Origin of the sequence: Pelosinus sp. UFO1 (assembly GCF_000725345.1) — a bacterium.
GTDB lineage: Bacteria > Bacillota > Negativicutes > DSM-13327 > DSM-13327 > Pelosinus.
The window spans coordinates 2,551,187-2,576,204 of the sequence record NZ_CP008852.1 but is presented as its reverse complement, the minus strand read 5'-3'; the positions used below and the strand labels follow the sequence as shown (position 1 = coordinate 2,576,204).

The 25,018-nt window shown below is 37.7% G+C and carries 25 protein-coding genes and 1 other annotated feature; of the genes, 24 read left to right on the top strand and 1 reads right to left on the bottom strand.

The window, feature by feature from the left end:
* Positions 1-59: 59 nt before the first annotated feature.
* The 19 genes from nrdR to pyrR all read left to right on the top strand — a co-directional run bounded on the left by nrdR (position 60) and on the right by pyrR (position 17,307).
* Positions 60-518, top strand: a complete 459-nt coding sequence (gene nrdR / locus UFO1_RS12115) for a transcriptional regulator NrdR (RefSeq protein ID WP_038671103.1) — start codon at positions 60-62, stop codon at positions 516-518.
* Positions 519-556: 38 nt separating this feature from the next.
* A complete protein-coding gene (nrdD, locus tag UFO1_RS12110; RefSeq protein ID WP_038671101.1) occupies positions 557-2,563 on the top strand; it encodes an anaerobic ribonucleoside-triphosphate reductase in 2,007 nt (668 codons plus the stop codon).
* Between the two features lie 84 nt (positions 2,564-2,647).
* The gene (locus UFO1_RS12105; RefSeq protein ID WP_038671099.1) at positions 2,648-4,387 is read left to right on the top strand and encodes a TIGR03960 family B12-binding radical SAM protein; all 1,740 of its coding nucleotides are present in this window, start codon (positions 2,648-2,650) and stop codon (positions 4,385-4,387) included.
* Between the two features lie 18 nt (positions 4,388-4,405).
* The gene (gene pgeF / locus UFO1_RS12100) at positions 4,406-5,218 is read left to right on the top strand and encodes a peptidoglycan editing factor PgeF (protein WP_038671097.1); all 813 of its coding nucleotides are present in this window, start codon (positions 4,406-4,408) and stop codon (positions 5,216-5,218) included.
* 184 nt (positions 5,219-5,402) lie between these two features.
* A complete protein-coding gene (locus tag UFO1_RS12095; protein ID WP_038671095.1) occupies positions 5,403-6,104 on the top strand; it encodes a YggS family pyridoxal phosphate-dependent enzyme in 702 nt (233 codons plus the stop codon).
* A 17-nt stretch (positions 6,105-6,121) separates the two neighbouring features.
* Positions 6,122-6,550 (top strand): cell division protein SepF, encoded by a 429-nt coding sequence (locus UFO1_RS12090; protein WP_038671093.1) that lies wholly within the window; start codon positions 6,122-6,124, stop codon positions 6,548-6,550.
* A gap of 27 nt (positions 6,551-6,577) precedes the next feature.
* Positions 6,578-7,399 (top strand): pyrroline-5-carboxylate reductase, encoded by an 822-nt coding sequence (gene proC, locus UFO1_RS12085; RefSeq protein WP_038671091.1) that lies wholly within the window; start codon positions 6,578-6,580, stop codon positions 7,397-7,399.
* Positions 7,392-8,177: an RNA-binding protein gene (locus UFO1_RS12080; protein WP_038671088.1), complete on the top strand. Its 786-nt coding sequence runs from the start codon at positions 7,392-7,394 to the stop codon at positions 8,175-8,177. Before proC ends, UFO1_RS12080 begins: the two co-directional genes overlap by 8 nt.
* A 19-nt stretch (positions 8,178-8,196) precedes the next feature.
* Entirely contained in the window at positions 8,197-8,646 is a 450-nt protein-coding gene (locus tag UFO1_RS12075; RefSeq protein ID WP_038671086.1) for a DivIVA domain-containing protein, read from the top strand.
* 99 nt (positions 8,647-8,745) lie between these two features.
* Positions 8,746-8,962 (top strand) — a binding site (T-box leader).
* Between the two features lie 36 nt (positions 8,963-8,998).
* Positions 8,999-11,785 (top strand): isoleucine--tRNA ligase, encoded by a 2,787-nt coding sequence (gene ileS / locus UFO1_RS12070; RefSeq protein WP_038671084.1) that lies wholly within the window; start codon positions 8,999-9,001, stop codon positions 11,783-11,785.
* 77 nt (positions 11,786-11,862) lie between these two features.
* A complete protein-coding gene (locus UFO1_RS12065) occupies positions 11,863-12,150 on the top strand; it encodes a DUF5665 domain-containing protein (protein ID WP_236639181.1) in 288 nt (95 codons plus the stop codon).
* An 18-nt stretch (positions 12,151-12,168) separates the two neighbouring features.
* Entirely contained in the window at positions 12,169-12,696 is a 528-nt protein-coding gene (locus tag UFO1_RS12060) for a nitroreductase family protein (RefSeq protein ID WP_038671080.1), read from the top strand.
* Between the two features lie 11 nt (positions 12,697-12,707).
* Entirely contained in the window at positions 12,708-13,358 is a 651-nt protein-coding gene (locus tag UFO1_RS12055) for a TraR/DksA C4-type zinc finger protein (RefSeq protein ID WP_051788918.1), read from the top strand.
* Positions 13,359-13,546: 188 nt separating this feature from the next.
* Positions 13,547-14,251, top strand: a complete 705-nt coding sequence (locus tag UFO1_RS12050; protein WP_038671078.1) for a TVP38/TMEM64 family protein — start codon at positions 13,547-13,549, stop codon at positions 14,249-14,251.
* Between the two features lie 129 nt (positions 14,252-14,380).
* The gene (locus UFO1_RS12045; RefSeq protein ID WP_038671076.1) at positions 14,381-14,545 is read left to right on the top strand and encodes a DUF362 domain-containing protein; all 165 of its coding nucleotides are present in this window, start codon (positions 14,381-14,383) and stop codon (positions 14,543-14,545) included.
* A gap of 302 nt (positions 14,546-14,847) precedes the next feature.
* Entirely contained in the window at positions 14,848-15,207 is a 360-nt protein-coding gene (locus UFO1_RS12040; protein WP_038671074.1) for a carboxymuconolactone decarboxylase family protein, read from the top strand.
* Positions 15,208-15,371: 164 nt separating this feature from the next.
* Positions 15,372-15,827, top strand: coding sequence for a signal peptidase II (lspA, locus tag UFO1_RS12035; RefSeq protein ID WP_038671072.1), 456 nt, complete (start codon positions 15,372-15,374; stop codon positions 15,825-15,827).
* Positions 15,820-16,743: an RluA family pseudouridine synthase gene (locus UFO1_RS12030; RefSeq protein WP_038671070.1), complete on the top strand. Its 924-nt coding sequence runs from the start codon at positions 15,820-15,822 to the stop codon at positions 16,741-16,743. Before lspA ends, UFO1_RS12030 begins: the two co-directional genes overlap by 8 nt.
* A 12-nt stretch (positions 16,744-16,755) precedes the next feature.
* Positions 16,756-17,307, top strand: a complete 552-nt coding sequence (pyrR, locus tag UFO1_RS12025; RefSeq protein ID WP_038671068.1) for a bifunctional pyr operon transcriptional regulator/uracil phosphoribosyltransferase PyrR — start codon at positions 16,756-16,758, stop codon at positions 17,305-17,307.
* A gap of 64 nt (positions 17,308-17,371) precedes the next feature.
* Here pyrR and UFO1_RS12020 read toward each other — a convergent pair whose 3' ends face one another.
* Entirely contained in the window at positions 17,372-19,129 is a 1,758-nt protein-coding gene (locus UFO1_RS12020; RefSeq protein WP_038671066.1) for an NFACT family protein, read from the bottom strand.
* A gap of 173 nt (positions 19,130-19,302) precedes the next feature.
* On the opposite strand from UFO1_RS12020, the gene UFO1_RS12015 reads away from it, so the two are divergent.
* The 5 genes from UFO1_RS12015 to remA all read left to right on the top strand — a co-directional run bounded on the left by UFO1_RS12015 (position 19,303) and on the right by remA (position 25,008).
* Entirely contained in the window at positions 19,303-22,056 is a 2,754-nt protein-coding gene (locus tag UFO1_RS12015; protein WP_038671064.1) for a calcium-transporting P-type ATPase, PMR1-type, read from the top strand.
* A gap of 40 nt (positions 22,057-22,096) precedes the next feature.
* A complete protein-coding gene (dapF, locus tag UFO1_RS12010; protein ID WP_038671063.1) occupies positions 22,097-22,933 on the top strand; it encodes a diaminopimelate epimerase in 837 nt (278 codons plus the stop codon).
* A 124-nt stretch (positions 22,934-23,057) separates the two neighbouring features.
* Positions 23,058-23,657, top strand: coding sequence for a hypothetical protein (locus tag UFO1_RS12005; protein ID WP_038671061.1), 600 nt, complete (start codon positions 23,058-23,060; stop codon positions 23,655-23,657).
* 141 nt (positions 23,658-23,798) lie between these two features.
* Complete coding sequence (locus UFO1_RS12000) at positions 23,799-24,683, top strand: YicC/YloC family endoribonuclease (protein WP_038671059.1); 885 nt, start codon at positions 23,799-23,801, stop codon at positions 24,681-24,683.
* A 58-nt stretch (positions 24,684-24,741) separates the two neighbouring features.
* Complete coding sequence (gene remA / locus UFO1_RS11995) at positions 24,742-25,008, top strand: extracellular matrix/biofilm regulator RemA (RefSeq protein ID WP_007934670.1); 267 nt, start codon at positions 24,742-24,744, stop codon at positions 25,006-25,008.
* The last annotated feature ends 10 nt before the right edge of the window (positions 25,009-25,018 follow it).

The window sequence follows — 25,018 nt, the reverse complement described above, 5'->3', positions numbered from 1 at the left end:
TTAAGTATAGAACCATCTTGATGGGAGCAATATGTTAATAGATCTGGAAGGGGGACATTATGCGTTGTCCATTTTGCGGTTGTATAGAAAGTAGAGTTATTGATTCACGAGGGGCAGAAGAAGGAAATTCAATTCGACGTAGACGTGAGTGTTTAGAATGTATGCGTCGTTTTACTACCTATGAAATGGTAGAACAATCACCTTTAATCGTAGTGAAAAAAGACGGACGCCGTGTAATATTTGAACAAAATAAATTATTAACTGGAATTATAAGAGCCTGTGAAAAGAGAGATATTCCCATTGGCAAGATTGAAGAGGTTGGAGAAATGGTAGAACGGGATATTCGTAATACGATGGAGCGGGAAATATCGACTGGTCAGATTGGTGAAATGGTAATGAGACGGCTAAAGGAATTGGATCAAGTGGCCTATGTGCGGTTCGTTTCCGTCTATCGTCAGTTTACAGATGTTAATAATTTTATGGATGAATTAAAATTATTAATGAAGAATAAGGAATAGGCAAGTTAAAACTCTAAAAGTGAGGATATGGTGTAGTTATGAAAATCAAGAAACGAGATGGACGTGAGGTTGTATTTGACGAAAATAAAATTACAGAAGCAATTTTTAAAGCAGCTAAAGCAGTTGGTGGAGCAGATAAACAATTAGCAATGGAATTAACATTGGATGTTTTACGTTTCTTAAAACAGGAATATAGTGCTGGGACTTTTGGTGTAGAAGAGGTCCAAGATGCTGTTGAAAAAATACTGATTGAAAAGGGACATGCTAAAACTGCGAAAGCATATATTTTGTATAGAGATAAGCGAACTCGTATGCGAGATGGCCAGTCTTACTTGATGGATGCGGTTGCGGAAATATTGGTAGAAACCAATCGGGAGAATGCGAATATATCAAACTCGCCTTCAGCGAAAATGCTACAAATTGCTAGTGCTGCTAGTAAAGCCTATTATTTGAATCGCCTTATTCCTGAACATATAGCGTCATCCCATATCAAAGGGGATATTCATATACATGACTTGGACTTTTATGGAAAAACACTAACTTGTGTGCAAATCCCTCTTGGAAAATTATTAAAGAATGGCTTTAATAATGGGCACGGTTTTATTCGTCCGCCAAAACGGCCAACATCAGCAGCAGCTTTAGCCGCCATTATTTTGCAAAGTTCACAAAATGATATGCATGGTGGTCAATCCTTTGCCTTTTTTGATCGTGATATGGCCCCATTTATGGATGGATGCAAGGAAGAGGAAGTATATCAGGCTATGGAGGCTTTTATTTATAATCTAAACTCCATGCATAGTAGAGCCGGAGCGCAAGTTCCTTTTTCGAGTATTAATGTGGGTGGAGATATTACATCCGCTGGGCGTATGGTAACAAAACATCTTTTGCTTGCTTATGAGAGGGGATTAGGACATGGTGAAAATCCTATTTTCCCTAATATTATTTTTAGGGTGAAAGAAGGGGTTAACCTGCGTAAAGGTAACCCTAATTATGATTTATTTAAATTAGCAATTCGAGTGGCCTCCCAAAGGCTGAATCCTACTTTTAGTTTTATGGATGCGTCATTTAATAAGCCCTATGGCGATCAGGTTGGTTATATGGGATGCCGTACGAGAGTAATGTCCAATGTATGTGGCCCAGAAGTAACGGATGGGCGAGGAAATCTTAGCTTTACAACGATAAATTTGCCTAGATTAGCGATTAAAGCCGAACGAAATTTAATGAAATTTTATCAGAGTTTATCAGATCTTATAGATTTAACTTGTGAGCAATTATTACACCGTTATCAAGTGCAGGCTAAACTGAAGGTAAAGGATATGCCATTTTTAATGGGACAGGGGCTATACCTGGATTCAGATAAACTAAAGCCAAACGACACTATCGCCGAAGTGATAAAAAATGGCACATTGTCAGTTGGTTTTATTGGTTTAGCTGAAACACTTATTGCTTTGACTGGCAATCATCATGGTGAAGCAGAAGAATCTCAAATTTTAGGCGAAGAAATTGTAGCCTTTATGCGGAATAAGGTAGATAGAGCTACGGATAAATTTAAACTTAATTTCACCTTATTAGCTACGCCAGCAGAAGGACTTGCAGGACGTTTTGTGAAAATGGATTGCCATGAGTATGGCTTAATTCCTGGCGTGACGGATAAAGAGTATTATACCAATTCTTTTCATCTTCCCGTGAATTATTCCGTTAGTGTACATGATAAAATTAAGTTAGAAGCCATTTATCATAAGTATACCAATGCAGGCCATATTAGCTATGTTGAATTTGCAGCCCCACCAATTAATAACCTTGATGCGGTAGAAGAGATTATTCGTTATATGCAACAATCGGATATGGGTTATGCAGGCATTAACTTCCCTGTTGACTTTTGCGAAAAGTGTGGCTTTCTTGGCGTGATTGATAAGGACGTTTGTCCTGTGTGCGCCGCGTCGGAGATTAAGCGAGTTAGGCGGATTACTGGATATTTAAGTACGATTGACCGCTTTAATGATGCAAAACATGAAGAGTTGGAGCAACGTGTAGCGCATTTGTAAAAAAATGGATTTTAATTTGTAATTTATTTGATTAAGAATCAATATTGTCTAGAAGTATAGAGCGTTTTAAATGGAGTGATCATATTGACATGGCTTTTAAAAGAAAAACTACAAAAAACCTTAGCTGAGGAACAGGGAGCAATGGTTTTTGCTCCTGGATCGAAGCAGAGTTTTGCGCTAGTATATCCTAATACGTACCATGTAGGTATGTCTAATTTAGGGTTTCAAATTATTTACCAGCAAATTAACTCAAGAGGCGACACAGCATGTGAACGCTTATTTTTACCTGATAAAAAAACAGAACCAGAATATGTTCGTACCAATACACCCTTAATGACAGTTGAAACACAGCGGCCGCTATATGAATTCCCTCTAATTGGCTTTTCCTTAACCTTTGAAATGGACTATTTTAATTTCTTGCAAATCTTAACCCTAGGGAAGATACCTTTATTAGCTGCTGACCGTAGTGAGAGAGATCCTTTTATTATAGTCGGAGGACCATGTGCTACCTTTAATCCGGAACCATTAGCTGATTTCATAGATATTTGCATCATTGGTGAAGGGGAAGAGGTAATTCATGAGATTCTCGATACCTATTACAATGCAAAGGGGCGCGGGCTCTCGCGGCAGGAAATTTTGTTCCAAATGGCACAACTTTCTGGTGTTTATGTACCCTGTTTTTATCAGGTAAAATACAAAGAAGATGGAACAATTGAAAAGGTTATACATTCCGAGGGGATACCGAATCAGGTCGGGCGACGCTGGATTCAGGACTTAGATAAGTATGAGGCACAAACGGTCATTGTAACTCCTGATACTGAGTTTAGAGATATGTTTTTAATTGAAGTAGCTCGTGGCTGCGGGCGGCATTGCCGCTTTTGCATGGCAGGATATTGTTATCGTAATCCTCGTGTCAGATCCTTGGAAAAATTGAAAACAGCAATTTTAGAGGCAAAAAAGTTTCGTAATAAAGTGGGCTTGATGGGCGCAGCTATTTCTGATTACCCTGAGATTGATGAGTTGTGCAATTTGATTTTAGCGCAAGGAATGAATATGTCTGTGGCCTCTTTGAGGGCAGACTCCCTTACAGAGGGTTTAATTCATGGGTTAGCTGTGAGTAAGCATAAGACGACTACCCTGGCCCCCGAGGCAGCAAGTATTCGTTTACGTCGTATTATCAATAAAACGATTAGTGATGAACATTTATTTAATGCGATCAATATGTCCATCAAAGCAGGTATTCCTCACATTCGCTTGTATATTATGATTGGGCTGCCTTCAGAAGAACAACAGGATATTGAAGAGATTGTTATTATGGCTGAAAATATAAAAAAATATATGGAGTCACTAGGTAGTAAAGGGAAATTAACACTCAGCGTTAACCCGTTTATTCCTAAGCCCTTTACGCCTTTCCAATGGATGCCGATGGCTCAGGTTTCAATGATCGAGGCAAGACTGAAGTTTATTAATTCTAGTTTACGCCAGAGAAAAGGTATTGAAGTTTTGGTTGAGTCACCAAAAGAGGCTTATATTCAAGCTATATTAGCTAGAGGGGATCGTCGCCTGGCTGTAGCCTTACTAGAAGCCCATAGAAGGGGTGGTAGTAAGGGGTTTAAACAGGCAATGAAGGCGAACTTTCTTTCAGAAGAACACTATTTATATAGGCAGCGAGATCAACAGAATGAGATATTACCCTGGCAACAATTAGATATGGGATTAGATTCATCTTACTTAGCGCAAGAATTGAAAGAGGCTGAATTAGAGAAGTTTACTGCTCCATGTGTTACAGGATGTACACGTTGTGGCGTATGTAAGAATGAATAACGAGAGGGTGGTGGTACGATGGAAAAATTTACTTTAAATTATGGGAGTAATGGATTGTGGTATGGAACATTTACTCATTTTAATAAATTATCTATCAAACATGGTGTATCGGGCCGTTTGGGCGGGACGAGCCAACATCCATTTCAGTCCTTAAATTTGGGGTTACATACAGGAGATAAGGATGAGGATGTAGTTGCCAACCGTCAACTATTCTGTCATGCAATTGGGATAAACCCAGATCATATTGTAACAGCACAACAACTTCATACTGATAACGTAAAGGTAATTACAGCTGAGGATGTTGGAAAGGGCGCAAAAAGCTATGATGAAGCAATACCAAATACAGATGCTCTTATTACAAATGTTTCAGGACTTCCTCTAATGCTATTATTTGCCGATTGTGTTCCCGTGTTAATAGTAGACCCTGTGCAGGGAGTTGTGGGGGCCGTTCATGCGGGCTGGAAAGGTACGGTAGAAAATATTGCAGGAAAAGCAGTACTAGCCATGCAAACTAATTATGGAACAAACCCAGAGGATTGTTTAGTTGGTATTGCTCCTTCTATTGGACCTTGTTGTTATGAGGTTGATGAAGTAGTAATCAATAAGCTAAAAAAACAGTTCGAAGATTGGGAGAAGCTAGTTAGGCCCACTGGTGATAGGTGGTATCTAGACTTATGGAGAGCCAATTGCATGGGATTGGAGCAAGTAGGTGTTAAGAATAGAAATATTGTAGTCAGTGGAGTATGTACTGCCTGCAATCATGAATTATTTTTCTCCTATCGGCGAGAAAATGGACACACTGGTCGATTAGGTGCGGCGATTATCTTGTAAGCAAACTGCTTACAAGATTTTTTCTTGAAATTTACTCCTTTTATGATTAGAATTAGAAAGTGGAATTATGTCGGCATATCTTTGACGTAACATTGTAATGTCAATATATTTTTTTGGTTTAGGATATACTGTAAGAGGAAATTAATGTTTATTCGCGAATAATGCATATAATGGAGGATTTACTATGTCTATATCTGAAAACCTAACCGAAATTATAGGAAATATTACAAATGCTGTAAATAGGACAAGTAGTACGCGAATACATATAGGAAATTCTGTTAAATTAGTAGCTGTAACTAAGAATCATGAAACTCCAGCAATACAAGAAGCGATAGCCGCAGGAGTAATGGCAATTGGCGAAAATAGAATACAAGAAGCAACTAAGAAGGCCCAAACTATTGGACATCAAGTAGAATGGCATCTTATTGGTCATTTGCAAACCAATAAGGTTCGGCAAGCAGTAGAACTCTTTGATATTATTCATTCTGTTGATAGCGAAAGATTGGCTGTTGAAATTGACCGTGTTGCTGGCATCCTTGGTAAACGTCAGGATATTCTTATGCAAATTAATATGGCCAATGAAGATACCAAATTTGGAATATCTTCTAAGGACGCATTAATGTTAGGACGAGCTATTAGTAACCTAGAGCATGTTCGGTTATGTGGAATAATGACAATTGCTCCTTTTTATGAAAATAGAGAACTTGTGAGACCAATATTTCGCAGCATGTATGAATTATTTATGGAACTAAAGACTGCGAATTTGGCACATACAAATATAGAGTGGTTGTCAATGGGAATGACGAATGATTATATGATAGGTGTAGAAGAAGGCTCAAATTTAGTACGTATTGGTACTGGGATATTTGGTCAGCGTCAATATTAAAGGGAGGCATAAAAAAGATGAAGTTTATGGAAAAGGTTTGGGGAAGTTTAGGCTTATTTGAACCTGTTGAGGCAGAAGAGGAACTAAAACCTAAGGCTGAAGAATATGAATTAGCAAAAGGGAAAAAAGGTGGCAATATCGTTAATCTGCCTACGGCTCAAAAGCAAATGAAAGTAATGGTGGTTGAGCCCTTTGCCTTTGATGATGCCCAGCATGTTGCGGATCATCTGAAAAATCGCAAGCCAGTGGTAGTGAATTTTGAAAACTGTGATAAAGAAGTTGCCAAACGTATGATTGATTTTATCAGTGGAACTACTTATGCTTTAGCAGGAAGTATACAAAAAATTGGGAATAATATCTTTTTATGTGCTCCTAATAACGTGGATGTTACTTATAGCCCTCATGAAGAAGGTAGCGATAAAGAGTTTTTGCCATGGAATAAATAGGTTTTTTAAAAATGGGGGATTTGGAAGATGTTGCAAGATAAAAAGATTGGATTCATTGGTAGCGGAGCGATTGCTGAATCATTGATTGATGGAATATTAAAAGCTGGATTAGTGATGCCAAGTCAAATTACTGCGAATGACGTAACACGAGATCGCTTAGATCATATGGCTGATCGATTTGGTATTAATACAACCTTAAATATCCAGGAAATCATAAAAACCTCAAATATATTGTTCTTAACAGTAAAACCTCAGATTATAAATAGTGTTTTAGATGCTATTGCACCCTTTCTCCTGCCATCAACACTAGTAGTATCCGTTGCTGCAGGAATTACGATTGGAGTATTGGAAGCGAAATTAGCGCGAATTCCTATTATTAGGGTTATGCCAAATACTCCAGTTGCAGTAGGAGAAGGTATGTCGGTTCTTGCCTTGGGTCAATATGCCGGTGAAGAAAATGGTCAGCTAGTATTGACTATTTTTGCAGCTGTCGGTAGAGCTATTATTATGGATGAAAATGCTATGGATGCAGTAACTGGATTATCGGGTAGTGGGCCTGCTTATGCTTTTGTTATGATTGATGCTTTAACAGATGCTGGCGTAAGGGTGGGCTTGACGCGGAATAATGCGTTAATTATGGCAGCCCAGACTTTATTAGGAGCTGCCAAAATGGTTCTTGAAACAGGTGAACATCCTGCGAAACTAAGGGATATGGTTACTTCCCCAGGCGGAACTGCCATTGCGGGAGTCCATTCTTTGGAACAACATGGTGTGCGGGCAGCCTTAATTGATGCAGTACAAGCAGCTACGAAACGATCACAAGATATGGGGAAAAAAAAGCATGAATGAACGGGAAAAAATCCTACGGTATTATCAAGCTAGTGGCGAAGGTGATTTAGCTGCTAGACTACTTGATTTGGCAGAAACTGCTTTGCGTAATCGAAGATATAAGGTTACAGAATTCCTTGATCCATTTGGTTATAGTATAGCGGAATCAATCGCTGCTCATTATGATCGATTAGAACTTTTGTCAAGTGGTGGTTATAATGGGGCAGAACGAGTAAAAGCTGCTTTTGTTAATGAAGAATTTCGAGGAAATCCTGACTTTGGGCTAGAAGTCTTAGCGGCAAAATGGGATGAAAGATATTATGAAATTACTCATCGAGATGTACTGGGAGCATTAATGGGTCTTGGTATTAAACGGGAAATACTTGGTGACATCATAATGTGCGGACAAGGCTGCCAAATCCTTGCGGATGCTTCCTTGTTAAATTTTATTATGCAAAACTTTAATAAGATTGGTGCGGCACCTATAGTTGTTTCCCAGCTAGAACTATCTGCAATTGTTCCTAAAGAAGAAAAAATGAAAGAAATTAAGACAACAGTAGCTTCTCTTAGGCTTGATGTTATTGCAGCAGCAGGCTTTGGGACTTCTCGTAGCAGGATGGCTGACGAGATTGTGGCTGGTAAATTAAAAGTTAATTGGCAAGAAAGCAAAAATAGTGCCCAAAATATTAAAGAAAAAGATATTATTTCTATGCGTGGCCGTGGGCGTGTTGAAGTTTGTGAAGTATTAGGTCAAACTAAAAAAGGGCGAATCAGTATTTTGTTAAAACGATTTATATAGATAGGTGGAGGTATAATACATGTTAACCCCATTAGATATTCATAATAAAGAGTTTAAAAGAAGTTTCCGAGGGTATAATGAAGATGATGTAGATGAGTTCCTCGATCGCGTAATAAAAGACTATGAACAGCTATATCGAGAAAACATTGAATTAAAAGAAAGTATTGATAGACTTACAGGTAAATTAGAGCAGTTTCAGCATATGGAGACTACTTTGCATAATACATTGATCATTGCACAAGAAACTGCTGAAGAAGTCAAACTTAATGCAAAGAAAACGACGGAACTTATGTTGAAAGAGGCTGAAATTAACGCGCAAAAATTAGCAGAAGAAGCCTCCAATAAAGTAAGGCGCATGGCTGATGAGTATCAGGATCTAAAGAAGCAAGTTGATGTATACCGTGTTCGTATGCGAACCTTGGTACAGGCTCAGTTGGAAATACTTGGTGAACCCAATGAGGATGAATAGTTACATGTGTTAACTATTTTTTTGAATTAATAGGTAAGAAAAATTTGACGCAGAGAATTAAATTCGGTATAATAAAATTCGTTATATATGTACATAGTTATACAAGTAATGATGGAGACAGTAGCTGGGATATGTGATTTTGCAGCGAGTTAGGAAGAGTGTGAGCCTAATAAATCAATCATAGTGAATATCACTCCTGAACTGCAAACTGAAACTTAATTAAGTTTTGCCGTTTGACGAGCGTTATTTCGTTTTTGAGTGGCTGTGTAAGCAGTCATTAGGGTGGTATCACGGGAAACAACCTCTCGTCCCTTTAGGGATGAAGAGGTTTTATTTTTTTGGAGGTGTTATTTTGGATTATAGTAAAACTCTTAATTTGCCGCAAACGGATTTTCCAATGCGAGGTAACTTACCTGATAGGGAGCCGGAATTACTAGAATATTGGCAGCAGCAAAAAATTTATGAGAAACGTACAACTCAGATCGACAAACCTAAATTTATTTTACATGATGGACCACCCTATGCAAATGGGGATATTCACATTGGTCATGCCTTAAACAAGATTCTAAAGGACATGATTCTGAAATATAAATCGCTATGTGGTTACAATACTCCTTATGTACCTGGTTGGGATACCCATGGTTTACCCATTGAGCATGCTGCTATAAAAATATTGGGACTCAATCGACACGAATTAAAGCCATTAGACTTACGTCGTGAATGTAAAGAGTACGCCTTGAAATTTGTTGACACACAACGTAAGGATTTTAAACGTCTGGGCATTGGTGCGGATTGGGAAAATCCTTATGTAACATTACGGCCAGCTTATGAAGCAAAGCAAATCGAAGTATTTGGACAAATGGCCAAAAAAGGTCACATTTACAAAGGCTTAAAGTCAGTGTACTGGTGTACCTCCTGTGAGACTGCATTAGCGGAAGCTGAAATTGAATATGCCGAAAAGAAATCTCATACTATATATGTTAAATTTCCATTGGTGGATAGTAAAGGTACTTTACCTGTAGGAGTAAGTGCTGATAATGTATATGGCGTAATTTGGACAACTACTCCTTGGACCATGCCAGCTAATGTTGGGATTGCTGTTCACCCGGAACTTGAGTATGCGTGGGTGGAATGTCAGGGGGAAATATATCTTTTGGCAGTTGAATTAATCGAAGCGGTAGCCAAAGATAATAAGTTGGAAGATTACACAATATTATCAACAATGAAAGGTGCTGCTCTTGAGGGAGTAATTTTTACCCATCCATTTATCGAACGTCAATCAGTTATTGTCTTAGCTGATTATGTTACCCTTGAACAAGGTACGGGGTGTGTACATACAGCTCCAGGACATGGTCCAGACGACTTTGAGACGGGTATTAGATATGGACTGCCAGTTATCAATCCTGTGGATCATGCAGGACGCTTTACGGCTGAAGGTGGCATTTTTGAAGGAATGTTAATTCATGATGCGGATGTGCCGGTGATTAAGGAATTAGCTGCACGTGGCATGCTGCTTGGTAAAGGCAAAGTGAAACATCAATACGCACATTGCTGGCGTTGCAAAAACCCAGTAATTTATCGGGCAACAGAACAATGGTTTGCATCCGTAGATGGTTTTAGAGAGGACGCCCTGCAGGCAATAAAAGAAGTCAAATGGGTTCCAACTTGGGGAGAAGATCGTATTCATAATATGGTAGCAGACCGTCACGATTGGTGTATCTCACGCCAAAGGGTGTGGGGAGTACCAATTCCAATTTTTTATTGTGCAAAGTGCAACGAACATGTAATCAATGATACGACGATTACTGCTGTAAAAGATTTGTTTCGTATAGAAGGCTCAGATGCTTGGTGGGCGAAAACAGCAGCTGAAATTTTACCAACTGGATTTACTTGCTCTCACTGTGGCCACGATTCCTTCCGTAAGGAAACAGATATTATGGATGTTTGGTTTGATAGTGGGTCAAGTCATGCGTCTGTTCTAGAGCAGCAGAGTGAACTTGCTTGGCCTGCTGATTTATATTTAGAGGGTAGCGATCAACATCGAGGCTGGTTCCAATCGTCTTTGCTAACTTCCGTGGCAACTAAGGGAACCGCTCCCTATAAAGCTGTCCTAACTCATGGTTTTGTAGTAGATGGTGATGGACGTAAAATGTCTAAGTCAGTGGGTAACGTTATTTTCCCGCAAGATGTTATCAAAAAATATGGTGCAGATATTCTGCGCTTATGGGTGGCTTCTGCGGATTATCAAGCAGATGTTCGTGTTTCCAATGATATTTTAAAACAATTATCGGAAGTATATCGTAAAATTCGTAATACTTTCCGCTATATTTTAGGTAGTATACATGACTTTAATCCTGACACTGACAAAGTTAGTTATGAAAAATTGTTAGAGATTGACCGTTGGGCTCTTTTAAGGTTAGAGCAAGTTCGTGAAAAAGTTACGAAAGCCTATGAAGATTACGAATTTCATTTAATTTATCATACGGTACATAACTTTTGTACGGTAGACTTAAGTTCAATCTACTTGGATATTTTAAAGGATCGGGTGTATACAGCTCTACCTGCTTCAGTAGAAAGACGTGCAGCTCAAACTGTCATGTATGAAATACTGAATACGTTAGTTCGTCTCGTTTCCCCAGTTCTTACATTTACCTCTGAAGAAGTTTGGCAACATATGCATAGAGAACAAAATATGCCGGAAAGCGTACAATTAGCGAATTGGCCAATTGCTCATGGCGAATATTTAAACGCGGAATTAGAAGCTAAGTGGACTTCAATCTTGGCAATGCGTAGTGAGATTACAAAAGCATTAGAAACGGCTCGCCGTAATAAGGTAATCGGACACTCTCTAGATGCGGTAGTTGTTGTTTATGCCGATGGACAGGTCTTTACTCAGTTATCTGCTATGAGTGAAGAGTGGGCCAATATTCTAATTGTGTCAAAGGTAGTAGTTGTAGAAGATAGGAGTAAAGCTCCAGAAAACGCTTACCAAGTAGAAGATATGGCTTTGACAATTGACGTATCACAAGCGGAAGGCGAAAAATGCGAACGTTGCTGGATTTATAGTGATACTGTAGGTAACATGCAAGAACATAAAACATTATGCAAGCGCTGTAGTTCAGTAGTTGAAAAATTATAATTGTAATTTAAAAACCGGAATTTTTATTCCGGTTTTTTTTTAATCTTATGGAGATGATATAAATGGAGGAATGTTTTGTGGAAAAAAAGGATGTAATTCATAAACAGTTAGAAAAGTTAGTACGTCATTTAGAGTCATTACGTATTGCTGAATATATGGAACTATTAGAACGTCCAGGTAAGCTTATTTTAATAAACTTAATTGCTGGACTAGCAAGGGGGCTAGGGATAGCGATTGGAGCTACTGTTATTTTTGCCCTGGTATTAAATTTATTGCATCAAATTATCTTGCTAAATATACCAGGGATTGGAGATTTTGTTGCTGAAATCGTTCATATTGTAGAGGTTAAAAATAATAAGTTTTGAAGTTGAGGAGTGATGAATATGACAAAAGATGTATTTGATTGTATGAGGGAAAGTCATAGTGTTCGAAATTTTACACAACAGGAAATACTAGAACCTACATTAACACGAATTTTAGAAGCAGGTTGTTGGGCTCCTAGTGCTGGTAATTTACAACCCTGGTATTTTTATGTAGTCAAGAATCAAGAAGTGAAGCAAAAGGTAGCAAAAGCTTGTTTTGGAGAAAATCAGGTAGAAGAGTCGCCAGTTAGTATTGTGATATTAGCAGACCCAGCACGCTCTAATGAAAAATACGGAGAACGTGGAGCTCAATTATATTGTTTGCAGGATACTGCAGTTGCAGCAGAAAATATGATATTGGCGGCTCATGGATTGGGACTTGCTACATGCTGGATAGGGGCTTTCGACGAGGTTCAGGTACAAAAGGCTGTAGAAGCTCCTCCTAGGCTTAGAGCAGTCGCAATTATTTGTCTGGGATACAGTAATGAAGTGCATACGCCTGCTAAGGAAAGGTTAAGAGTACTAGATGTAGCAAAGATTATTCATTAGGAGAGGGTACTTTGGACGCTGAGAAAAGTAAAGAACTGATGAAAAACTTGAATCTGGAGAAAAAAAGGTTGCTTGAACAGATTACCCGCTTGGAAAAAAACGGATTAGAAAACAGTTTATCGGATTCTATCGGTGAATTATCCGTATATGATAACCACCCGGCTGATATTAGTGGTGAATTATTTGAACGAAGCAAAGATCTCGCATTGCGAGACAATGCCCATGTTTTATTAGAAAGAATAGAAAATGCTCTTGAAAAAATAAAAAAAGGGAACTACGAATATTGTAGTAAATGTGGAAATAAGATACCCGTTTCTAGATTAGAGGTAATTCCTTGGGCGAATGAGTGCGTAAAATGCCAAGAAGAAGATGATAGTTTAGACTTGTCGCGCAGGCCGATAGAAGAACAACTTCTTACGCCTCCATTCAAACGAACTTTTTTAGATGATGATAAGAATGAATTTGTAGGTTTTGATGGTGAAGATGCTTTGCAGGCAGTATTACGTTATGGTAGCTCCGATTCTCCGCAAGATCTCCCCGGTTCAAGTGATTATAATGATCTATTCCCAGCTAGCGATGAACATGAGGGAATTGTTGACCCTATAGATGCTATTCCTGTGAAAGAAAATATACTAGAACATAATAAAGATAAAAATAGTTAGAAATAAGAATATAATTAACGTTTTAAAAAAGTACTCAGTCATATTAAATGATTAAAACTGGGCTTAACTTAAGCTCAGTTTTTTGCATATTAGCAGGAATTGTTTGTATGTAAGCATAAGATAATATAAAGAAGAGTAAAATGTTTAGTCTAGGTATTGTTGGTAGATAAGGCTAGGAGGTTCTATTTATGGCAAGACCAATGATGGGAACAAGAGCTATTTTGTACCGGGTTGGTGTCTTGGTCGTTGCTGCTATTGCTTACTTTTATATACCTGGAATACGAGAATTCTTTGAAAATGGAGTTACTTACTTAAAACGTCGTAATCTTGATGGTTTGCGTCAATTTATTCTTGATTATGGTGTGTGGGCGCCAATTTGTAGCATTATGCTTATGACATTACAATCTTTAGTACCCTTTGTTCCGGGTTTAGTTATTACAATTGCAAATGCCTGGATTTTTGGATGGGCTTTTGGGGCAATATATTCTTGGGTTGGCGCATTGCTAGGAGCTAGTCTGGATTTTGCTATAGCAAGATGGTATGGTCGTCCGGTAGTTGAAAAGTTTATTACGGGTAAGTACTTAAAAATGATAGATCTTTACCTGCGAAAGCATGGTATTTGGGTTGTATTTATTACGCGCTTAACGCCGATTATTCCATTTAAGGTGGTGAGTTATGGAGTTGGATTAACGACACTTTCATTTTGCAGATTTGTAATTGCAACCGCAATTGGGCAAGCTCCTGCAATTATATTATATTCTGTCATTGGTCAAAATCTTACACGTAATATAAGCATAACTATTTTAATAACTTCTTTGTTAGTGGTTATTGGTGCTATTTTGTTTCATTATCGAGAAGAGATAGAGAAGATAATTTTCTCCAGAGAAGAATGAATTGAGATTAGTTTGCTAAAAATTAAGCATAATGTAAAAAAATATCGTATTAAAATAATATTAGTTATGTGATTTATTGCTAGTCTATAGTATAATAGTATACAGTTATCTACATAGGAGGTGATTTTCATGTATAAAATTAGTAGCGAATGTATTTCATGTGGCGCTTGTGCTGCTGTTTGTCCAGTAGAAGCTATTTCTGAAGGCGAAGCACAATATGTTATTGATGAAAAGTGTATCGACTGTGGTTCATGTGCAGCAACATGCCCAGTAGGAGCAATCAGCCCAGAATAAGTGTAATATAAGAAAAGCCCAGATTTCTGGGCTTTTCTTTTTTTTACTTATTTCCGTATACAAATAAATGAATTTACTAGGACTTGGCATAAGCTAAGTCTTTTTTACGGAATCAGAAAGTATAACACTTCCTTGATTCCAAGTAAGAACGACTAAGGCTTCTGCCTGCGTCTGAGGACTTGGCCTAAGCCAAGTCTTTTCTTATGATATAAATCACAGTATTTGGGGAATGTATAAAATATAATAAGGTCAATAAGTTTAGAGATAATAATGTTTTTGAGAAACAAAGGGAGATGGCTAAAATGGAAGCAGAAGAAATTAGGCAAATATTTAAAGACCAATTTGGTTTTTTTCCGCCTTGTAATGTAGGGGCTAATGAACTAGGGGAAGACATGGGGGATCTTATTAGCCAATATCACCATTTAATATGGGGTGAAGGTGTTATCCCCATTAAATATCGATATTTAATGGCCTTAGCTACTGCTGTATATAGTGAAGATGATACACGCGCTAAATTAGAATTATTAAAAGCGGTACGTAATGGTGCAACGAAAGAAGAGATTGTGGAGGTTTTTAGGCAACAAGTTTGGATGCGAGGTGCTCCTCTCATTGTCAAAATTGTTCCTTTGCTGAAATTTTTGGACAAAATTGAAAAAGCATAAGAGGAGTTGGCTAGATGTAAAGGATAATTTAGTATAAAACTTTACGTTTAACCAATTTTTGTTTATTATATATAATATGAACTTTATTGCTGATATACAGTAGTAGGAAAAAAGACAAATGTTTTTTGATAAAAAGTATATATTTTTGGATAGGAGATAAAATTGTGCCAATATTATTAGTAGTACTGATTGTTGTATTAATTGATCAATTTTCAAAAAATTACATCCTGGTACATATGTTGCCTGGTATGTCTATTCCTGTCATTCAGGACATCTTTCATATTACTTATGTCTTGAACCCAGGTGCTGCTTTTGGTTTGTTTGAACATCAAACCCTGTTTTTTTTATTCGTGGCAGTTAGTTTGGTAGGGGCAGCGATTTATTTTTACCCCCGTATTCCCAAGCAATATGGATTATTACGTTTTGGCACAGGTTTACTAGTAGGAGGGGCAATTGGAAACGTTATTGATCGCATAAAAACAGGTTATGTAGTTGATTTTTTTGATTTTCGGATTTGGCCAGTATTTAACATTGCCGATACAGCCATTGTATGCGGTGTTGGCTGTATTATTTTTACTATGATATATTTATATAAAGAGGATGAAATAAAAAATGACTGATTTAATTCATTATAAGGTGAATGAGGCCGAAATTGGCGAACGTTTGGATGTGTTTTTAACTAAGTACATGAGTGATGTATCTCGTTCTACAGTGCAGCGATTGATTGTTAATGGCGATGTTACTGTAAATGGAAAATTAGTAAAGTCTAATTATAAGGTGCAATATTTAGATGGTGTTGAAGTCACCATGCCCGGAATAAAACCCCTAGAGCTAATGCCTGAAGAAATTCCGCTTGAAGTTTTGTATGAAGATGAAGATATTATTATTGTTAATAAATCCCGAGGCATGGTAGTGCATCCAGCTGTAGGGAATTATAATGGTACTTTAGTGAATGCGTTATTAGAGCATTGCGAAGATTTATCAGGGATAAATGGGGTTGCCCGCCCAGGGATAGTCCATCGTTTAGATAAAGATACTTCAGGAGTTATGGTAGTTGCGAAAAGTGATAGAGCACATATAAGTTTAGCAAAACAAATAAAAGAACGTTCAGCAAGTCGGCGTTATTTAGCTATAGTGCATGGTAATATTAAGGAAGAGCAGGGAGTTATTAAAGCACCTATTGGTCGTCATCCTACAGATCGTAAGAGGATGGCGGTAACGTTTGTAAATAGCAAAGAAGCAACAACAAAATTTCGTGTGATAGAGCGGTTTGGGGCTTACACCCTGGTAGAATGCAAGTTACTTACGGGACGTACGCATCAAATTAGGGTGCATATGGCTTACATTGGACATCCAGTAGTTGGTGACCCCAAATATGGACCTGATCGAAGACAGTTTTCTATTATAGGGCAAGCGTTGCATTCAGCTGAGTTAAAGATTGTTCATCCTGTTACTGAGGAAAATATGATATTTACGGCGAACTTGCCTGAGGATATGGAACTAATCTTAAGAGAGTTACGGAAAATACATAATTAGGGAGGGCTTTTTATGGTTAATTTAGTAGAAAAGACCGTCATCATGGATGAACAAGCGATCAGACGGGGGCTCATTCGTATTGCCCATGAAATTATTGAAAACAATAAAGGGATAAAAGATTTAGTACTAGTAGGAATTAGAACTCGTGGCGTACCTCTGGCAGAACGATTAGCAATTGAAATAGCAAGAATCGAAGGAGTAGAATTACCGGTAGGGATTTTAGACATAACCTTATATCGGGATGATTTGTCTACTCTTAGTTATCAGCCTATCGTACATCAAACGCAGATTCCTGTTGATATTAGTGGAAAAACAATTGTGTTAATTGATGATGTATTATATACGGGACGAACTGTGCGGGCTGCTCTTGACGCGATTATTGATATTGGAAGACCAAAGGTTATACAACTAGCAGTGTTAGTAGATCGTGGTCATCGTGAGCTGCCAATTCGGGCGGATTATGTAGGGAAGAACGTGCCTACTTCCAGTAAAGAAGTAGTAGGTGTCCAGTTGATGCCTGTTGATCAAGCGGATAAGGTAGTAATTAAAGAAATTGTAGAATAAAAAAAGACATTTCCTATCCCGCAGTAGTAGGGATAGGAAATGTCTTTTTCTATAAATTGTTTGTTTAGGACTTTTTTAATACGGAGTTAACCAGGTTTTCATCTGGTGTTACATATATAGTACTTTGGTGATCATAAATAACAAAACCAGGTTTCGCACCGGAGGGCTTTTTTACATAACGACGTTGTGTATAATCCACTGGCACATTAGATGATTGACTGGCTTTGCTATAATAGGCAGCTAAATGTGCTGCTAATTGAAGCGACTGTAATGATGGGGTTTGGCTGCCGGAGCGTAAAATAACGTGGGATCCTGGGATGTCTTTTGTATGAAACCATATATCATTATGCTGTGCTTGTTTAAATGTTACAATGTCATTTTGACGATTATTTTTTCCAACTAAAATGGTTAGGCCATCCTGCGTGGTGATTGTTAGTGGCTTGGAAGCAGGAATTGGAATGCGGCGTTTGCTAGCCTTTTTAAGATAACCGCTATTAATCAATTCTTCGCGAATATCGGCAAGCTCAGAACTGTTTGTAGCATGTTCAAGGGCAACTAAAATGCTTTCTAGATAGGATGTTTCGTGTATGCATTGGAAGAGCTGCTCTTTGAGTAATTCCTGTGCCCTCTTTAATTTATTATATTTTGAATAATAAGATTGGGCATTTTCTAATGGGGAAAGTTTAGTGTCAATAACTATACTTATTTGATTATCGTCAGGGGAATCGTGGTATAAGTCGGGTAAGGTGATCTGATTCTGATCTTCAGGTATTGAATAAAGATTCGCCATGATAATATCAGCAAATTTTCGAAAGGAATCCGCAGATGTCGCATCAGATAATTCTTTAGTAAGAATTATCTTTTTTCGTTGTAAGCGGTTGCTCTCTTCTGTGACAATCTTGAATAAAATAGTTTGTTCAGGAAGCTTTTTTTTCCCTGAAAGACTATCTATGAATTCAACAGCCTCACTCATAGTGAAAAAATGATGTTTCGTATTTTTTTGTATTAAATGTTCTAAGTTGAAAGATGCAATACCAACTAGCTGATTTTCGGCATTAACAATTACTGTAGGTTCTATTTCTTTTGATTTTAAATGAGTAATAATACTCTCGGTTGCTTCTTGTAAAGCGATAATATCAGAATTATCTAAGGCTTCAACTAGAATGTCAGCAGGTAGCCCAGCTCGCCAAATTATTTCTTTGGCAGTTATAGGTCCGACACCAATACCTGTTTGAATAATGGCTTTGGTGACAGGAGTTGTTTGGAGTGTCTTAAGCGTATTAAAAAAAACAGGTATAGGAGTCTCGAAAAAATTCAGGCGCATTTGACCAGGTGGGTAGGTATATTCCATTCGAGGTAAAACCTGTCGGGTGCGACTGATACTTAGACCAACTCTTTTAATAGCATCAATAATAACCTGATCTTGTGTGAGGATAATATTGCTATGTTTGCCCATTAACTCAGAGATAAGGCATTTAGTTATAATGGTACCATCTTCATTACGGAAATCGATAGACATTAAAGCGATTCTATCGAGACTATGCTGAAGAATGCTAGCAATGCGCCCTCCTTCTAAATGTTTTCGCAATAACATGCAAAAGGCTGGAGGTGTAGCGGGATTTTCCAAAGTGCCTGCAGTCAGATGAATGCGAGGATGCTTTGGATTAACTGAAATTAGTAGGCGTAGATTTTCATTCGATTGTCTTATCCATAATATTAATGTATATTTATCGGACTGAAAAACTTTGTCAATTCTTCCGCCTGTAAGTTTTGTATTTAATTCAGCAAGTAAAGCTGATAAGGATACTCCGTCAAGACTCATGCCCTTCCTCCATTTATATATACTGATTCTGATATAGGTATAGGTTTCTCTATGTACCTTTAGTATAATTTTCACTAGTATACCATTTTGCGTTTCCACGGTCAATTTAGGTCTAATTAGGGGCCGTTTGGAATAACATGAATAAGAAAACACATAGTAAGTGAGGTGGCATAGTGGATACTGACAAGTGGTATACACGTACAGCACAAGAGGCAATTGATTTTTGGAGAACGGATCAAGAAGATGGATTATCTTCTAGTGAAGTGAAAAGTAGAATAGCTGAATTTGGATATAATGAATTGGTGGAAAAACAAAAACCCGTTTGGTGGAAACGATTTTTTGCTCAATTCCAGGATTTTATGGTTTTGGTTTTACTAGCTGCCACTTTGATTTCAGCATTTTTAGGGGAATATGCTGATGCAGCAACTATTTTGTCTATTGTGCTAATCAATGCTATATTAGGATTTCTTCAAGAACATCGTGCAGAGAAATCTATGGATGCGTTAAGAACGATGGTTGCACCGATGAGTCATGTTATTCGTAACGGTATTTTACAGCAAATAGCGGCCCGTGAGATGGTTCCAGGAGATATTATGGTCTTAGAGTCAGGTGATAAAATTGCTGCTGATGCTAGATTAATCGATGTACACAATATGGAGGTGGACGAAGCTACATTAACAGGTGAATCATTATCTGTTAGAAAGGTAGCAGATAAACAAATTGGGGAAACTAGTTCCCTTGGTGATCGTAAGAATATGGTGTACGCTGGAACAAGCATTATTAAGGGGCGAGGTAAGGCAGTAGTTTGTGCTACTGGGATGGCCACTGAAGTTGGCCGTATTGCAGATATGATTCAGGATGTGAAGCATGAAAGTACACCTCTTGAACTGAGATTAGAATCTTTAGGGCGATGGCTGGTGTGGGGATGTTTAATCATTTGTGTGATTGTTGTTGTAACTGGCGTACTTAAAGGAGAGCCGCTTTTTTTAATGTGTATGGCAGGTATTAGCTTGGCGGTGGCTGCGATCCCAGAAGGGTTACCAGCCATCGTTACAGTTGCTTTAGCATTAGGTGTGCAGCGTATGATAAAACGGAATGCGATAATAAGAAAGTTACCTGCAGTTGAAACACTAGGTTGTACTACGGTCATTTGTTCTGATAAGACGGGTACTCTTACACAAAATGTTATGACTGTGCAAAAAGTATTTGTTGTAGGTCGAAATTATGAACTAACTGGGACTGGTTATGAAATAAAGGGGAATTTTTTATACAATAAGCAGGAATTTGATCCTAAAAGGGATAAATGTTTACTACAGTGCTTAGAAATAGGTGCATTATGTAATAATAGTATTTTAAAGCATAATAATATAGGAATAAGTGGCTTATGGCGACGTGCAACTACCAGTGGGTGGTCTATTGAAGGGGATCCTACAGAAGGTGCGTTAGTGATTGCGGCAGCTAAGGCAGATATTTGGCGCAGTGAAATGGAGAAAAATCAGCGGCGTTTAGCTGAAATCCCTTTTGAATCAGAACGTTGCCGAATGTCGGTTCTCTATGAGAAAAATAACAAAAATGTTATTTATGTCAAAGGTGCTCCGGATGTTATTTTAGATATGTGTCAACATTATATGAATAATAGCATCGAATCACCGCTTTCTGCGGCTATAAAAAACGAAATTCTGGAACAAAATGAAAACATGACAGATCAGGCTCTTAGGGTATTGGCCGTGGCTTACCGACAGATTACAAAGATGGAGGCCAGTCATGTAAGCGAAGATTTGGAAAAGGATTTAGTTTTTGTTGGTTTGATTGGTATGATTGATCCGCCTAGACAAGAAGTAAAGCCTGCAATTGCTTTATGTCGGCAAGCTGGAATAAAGACGATTATGATTACGGGGGATCATCGTAATACCGCAGTAGCAATTGCTAAGGAACTGCAAATGTTTAAAGAAGAGAAAAACCAAGCTCTTACTGGTAATGAACTCGATGAATTAAATGATGGCGAATTGGCTAAGATTATCAATAGTGTTACCGTATATGCTCGTGTATCCCCAACGCATAAGTTGCGTATTGTCAAAGCGTTAAAACGTCAGGGGCATATTGTAGCTATGACTGGAGATGGTGTTAATGATGCACCTGCTATCAAAGAAGCTGACATTGGAATAGCGATGGGATTCACAGGCACTGATGTTACCAAAGAGGCAGCAGCGATGGTTTTAGCGGATGATAATTTTGCTACTATTGTTGCTGCTGTAGAAGAAGGTCGCGGTATTTATGATAACATACGTAAATTTATTCGCTATTTGCTATCTTGTAATTTAGGCGAAGTGCTCACCATGTTTATTGCTACACTCGCTGGATTGCCTTTACCCTTGTTGCCCGTACAAATTTTATGGGTTAATTTAGTTACTGATGGGCTACCGGCTATGGCTTTAGGAGTAGATCCTAACAATCATGATATTATGAATAGACCACCAAGGCAGCCGCGAGAAAGTGTATTTTCTCGTGGGTTAAGCCTTAAAATCATTACTCGTGGTTTTCAAATCGGTATTAGTACAGTATTGGTTTTTGCAGGAGTATATTTTTTGAAAAATGATTTAACACTGGCTAGAACAATGGCCTTTTGTACTTTAGTTTTTTGTCAGATGTTTCATGTTTTTGACTGTCGGTCCGAAACGTTTAGTATCTTTGAAATTGGCATGTTTAAAAATAAATATCTGATTTTTGCCACGGTATGTTCTGTGTTTATGCAATTGTTAGTTGTGTATCATCCCTTTATGAGGGAAATTTTTGCTACGATTCCTCTTGGTTTGTCGGATTGGTTAGTAGTGCTGTGCATTTCTGGGTGGACTTTTATTATAGGTGCGATTAAACATCTATTTTTTCGGAGGCGGGTGCCTCGTTCCGTTTTGGGGCGGGTACATTAATAGAATTGAGATTTTAAGTTTAAAATGAGGAGAATAGGACATGAAGTTTAATTTTAGTAAATGGCATGGTTTGGGAAATGATTTTGTAATTGTTAATGGATTGGAAGAAAGTATTGAAAATTATGAAGAAATGGCGATTAAGGTTTGTGACCGGCATTTTGGAATAGGAGCAGATGGATTAGTTATATTATTAAAGTCGGAAATAGCTGACTTTAAAATGAGAATTTTCAATTCAGACGGTAGTGAGGCTGAAATGTGTGGTAATGTCACGCGGTGCATGGCTCGTTATGTGTTTGAGCACGGCCTAACAGATAAGAAAAAAATTACTTTAGAAACGAAAGCCGGTATTATTAAACCAGAATTAATTTTTACCAATGGTATACTTGATACCGTAAGAGTTGATATGGGAGAACCACGCCTTAAGCGAAGTGAGATACCAATGGACGGGAACGCTGATGAACAGGTAATTAACGAAATATTACGAGTTGGCGATGTTGAATACAACATTACGTGCGTATCTATGGGAAATCCTCATTGTATAATATTTGTTGATGACCTTACTTTAGTTGATCTATCTGTAATTGGACCAAAAATTGAGACAGATCCTATCTTCCCGAAGAAAACGAATGTTGAATTCGTGCAAGTATTAAATAAGCAAAAATTACGTATGCGTGTTTGGGAACGCGGTGCTGGTGTTACTATGGCCTGTGGTACAGGAACTTGTGCTACATTAGTAGCAGCGGTACTCAATGGTAAAGCAGATCGGCAAGCTACAATTGAATTAGATGGGGGTACTTTGTTTATTGAATGGGGTTTGGATAATCATATTTATATGTCTGGCCCAGCAGTAGAAGTTTTTCGTGGCAAGTATCTTTGAGTTTTCTAGATAATAAAGAAAAGTCCAACTTCTCTAAAAATTAGGAGTTGGATTTTTTTATTTGAAAGGAATTTTTCTATTTGTGGTGTAATAATATACCTCATAAGAGTAGGGAGGTGCTATAGTGAGGTTTTTTACTTTGACAGTGATTTTTTTATTACTATCATTTAGTCAGGCTTTTGCAATATCTCCGGTTAATATTGATGTTATAAAAGAGGCGCAGGATTATGGTAAATCGAATGCACAAAATCAATTAAAGGATTTCTTGCTGCCATGGATGTCTTATGAAGAGAAAGCGATAAAATTAAATGATACAGCAGAACGCTCCTATTTATACACTTCCTTTTTGCTCATAGCAACAGACGCTCGAGAAAAGAATTTATTAGGGCGTAATGTTACTGCGTTAGATAGTGAAAGTATATTGGCAGATTACTCAGGTTTATTAAGCTTTAGTACAGTTTTGTTTGGGGGGAAGCAGGATTTCACTCAAAACGCTAATGTAGTACTTAAACAGGCTGGGAAAGAAATTAAGGCGTATCAGGTGGTAATTCCTTCTAAAGCCGAAAAGAATACTGGAGAATCAGGACAAAATACGTTTACTGCTCAATGTTACTTTTATTTTATAGAAAAAGACATTGTACTTGATATTCCTATTATATTACTGATTAAAACAAACGATAAAATAGAACATTCTTTCTACTTTGATATTGCAAAGATAAAATAAAAGATTATTTAAAGAATGGTATACCTAGATAATGAGCGAAAAAGGGATTTAGGGAAAGTATGGAGAAGTATTTAAAGAGATTTGGATAATTGTAATATTATCGTTAATAATAAAAATGTGCAAAGAAAGGAGCCGCTTAGTGTGATAAAAAGTATGACTGGGTTTGGTCGTGGCGAATATATGGATAATGAATACAGACTAATTGTAGAAATTAAAGCTGTAAATCATCGTTATAATGAAATCGTTATTCGTATGCCTAAGAATTTAGGCCCACTTGAAGATAAAATTCGGCGCAGTGTATCCAGTGCACTAGTAAGAGGCCGTATTGATGTTTTTATAACAATAGACGAGTATGGAGAAAAGAAAAGAGCTGTTCGGATTGACAAAGAATTAGCAGTGGCTTATAATAAAGCTTTAGATGAATTATCAGAATTATTTGCTATGCCAGTAAAGGATAGAATTTATCAAATAGCAAAATATCCTGATGTTATTCGAGCTGAGGAAGTAACAGAAGATGCTTTATCTTTGTGGCCTAAATTGTCTCAAGCCGTTTCTATAGCGGTCAATAATCTCATGCAGATGCGTATAACAGAAGGGTTAAATATTCAGCAAGATTTGATAGCGCGCATCGCAGTGATTGAATCATATATTAATTCAGTAGAAGAGCGTGCTCCTCAAGTTTTAGTAGAGTACCGGGAAAAGATATTGGGACGTATGCGTGATTTATTGGGGATGATAGGAGAAGAACCTGACGTCGGCAGATTGGTACAGGAAGCAGCGATATTTGCTGATAAAACGAATATAACCGAGGAGTTAGTGCGTTTAAAAAGTCATTTGGCACAATTCCATACTGCATTACATATTGACGAGGCAGTAGGGAGAAAATTAGATTTCATCGTGCAGGAGATTAATCGTGAAACGAATACAATTGCTTCTAAAGCGAATGATTTTACAGTAGCCAACATAGTCGTAGAAATTAAAAGTGAAATTGAAAAAGTCAGAGAACAGATTCAAAATGTAGAGTAGAATCAAATAGAGAACCATAGGTAGATGCTAACGATATAAAAAATAAGGGGGATTTTTTATGGAAATAAAACTTATCAATATTGGTTTTGGTAATATTGTATCTGCGAATAGAATCATTTCTATTGTTAGTCCTGAATCGGCGCCAATTAAAAGAATTATTCAAGAAGCTCGTGACAGAGGAATGTTAATTGATGCAACTTATGGAAGACGTACTAGAGCTGTAATTATTACTGACAGTGATCATGTAATTTTATCCGCAGTGCAGCCTGAAACCGTAGCTCATCGCCTTGCCAGCAAAGAAACTAGCGAGGACACTGCAGAATAGCAGATGATGA

Coding starts and splice junctions, on each gene's coding strand:
- nrdR (WP_038671103.1), top strand. CDS start 60: ATGCGTTGTCCATTTTGCGGTTGTATAGAAAGTAGAGTTATTGATTCA.
- nrdD (WP_038671101.1), top strand. CDS start 557: ATGAAAATCAAGAAACGAGATGGACGTGAGGTTGTATTTGACGAAAAT.
- pgeF (WP_038671097.1), top strand. CDS start 4,406: ATGGAAAAATTTACTTTAAATTATGGGAGTAATGGATTGTGGTATGGA.
- UFO1_RS12095 (WP_038671095.1), top strand. CDS start 5,403: ATGTCTATATCTGAAAACCTAACCGAAATTATAGGAAATATTACAAAT.
- UFO1_RS12090 (WP_038671093.1), top strand. CDS start 6,122: ATGAAGTTTATGGAAAAGGTTTGGGGAAGTTTAGGCTTATTTGAACCT.
- proC (WP_038671091.1), top strand. CDS start 6,578: ATGTTGCAAGATAAAAAGATTGGATTCATTGGTAGCGGAGCGATTGCT.
- UFO1_RS12080 (WP_038671088.1), top strand. CDS start 7,392: ATGAATGAACGGGAAAAAATCCTACGGTATTATCAAGCTAGTGGCGAA.
- UFO1_RS12075 (WP_038671086.1), top strand. CDS start 8,197: ATGTTAACCCCATTAGATATTCATAATAAAGAGTTTAAAAGAAGTTTC.
- UFO1_RS12060 (WP_038671080.1), top strand. CDS start 12,169: ATGACAAAAGATGTATTTGATTGTATGAGGGAAAGTCATAGTGTTCGA.
- UFO1_RS12050 (WP_038671078.1), top strand. CDS start 13,547: ATGGCAAGACCAATGATGGGAACAAGAGCTATTTTGTACCGGGTTGGT.
- UFO1_RS12045 (WP_038671076.1), top strand. CDS start 14,381: ATGTATAAAATTAGTAGCGAATGTATTTCATGTGGCGCTTGTGCTGCT.
- UFO1_RS12040 (WP_038671074.1), top strand. CDS start 14,848: ATGGAAGCAGAAGAAATTAGGCAAATATTTAAAGACCAATTTGGTTTT.
- UFO1_RS12030 (WP_038671070.1), top strand. CDS start 15,820: ATGACTGATTTAATTCATTATAAGGTGAATGAGGCCGAAATTGGCGAA.
- pyrR (WP_038671068.1), top strand. CDS start 16,756: ATGGTTAATTTAGTAGAAAAGACCGTCATCATGGATGAACAAGCGATC.
- UFO1_RS12020 (WP_038671066.1), bottom strand. CDS start 19,129: ATGAGTCTTGACGGAGTATCCTTATCAGCTTTACTTGCTGAATTAAAT.
- dapF (WP_038671063.1), top strand. CDS start 22,097: ATGAAGTTTAATTTTAGTAAATGGCATGGTTTGGGAAATGATTTTGTA.
- remA (WP_007934670.1), top strand. CDS start 24,742: ATGGAAATAAAACTTATCAATATTGGTTTTGGTAATATTGTATCTGCG.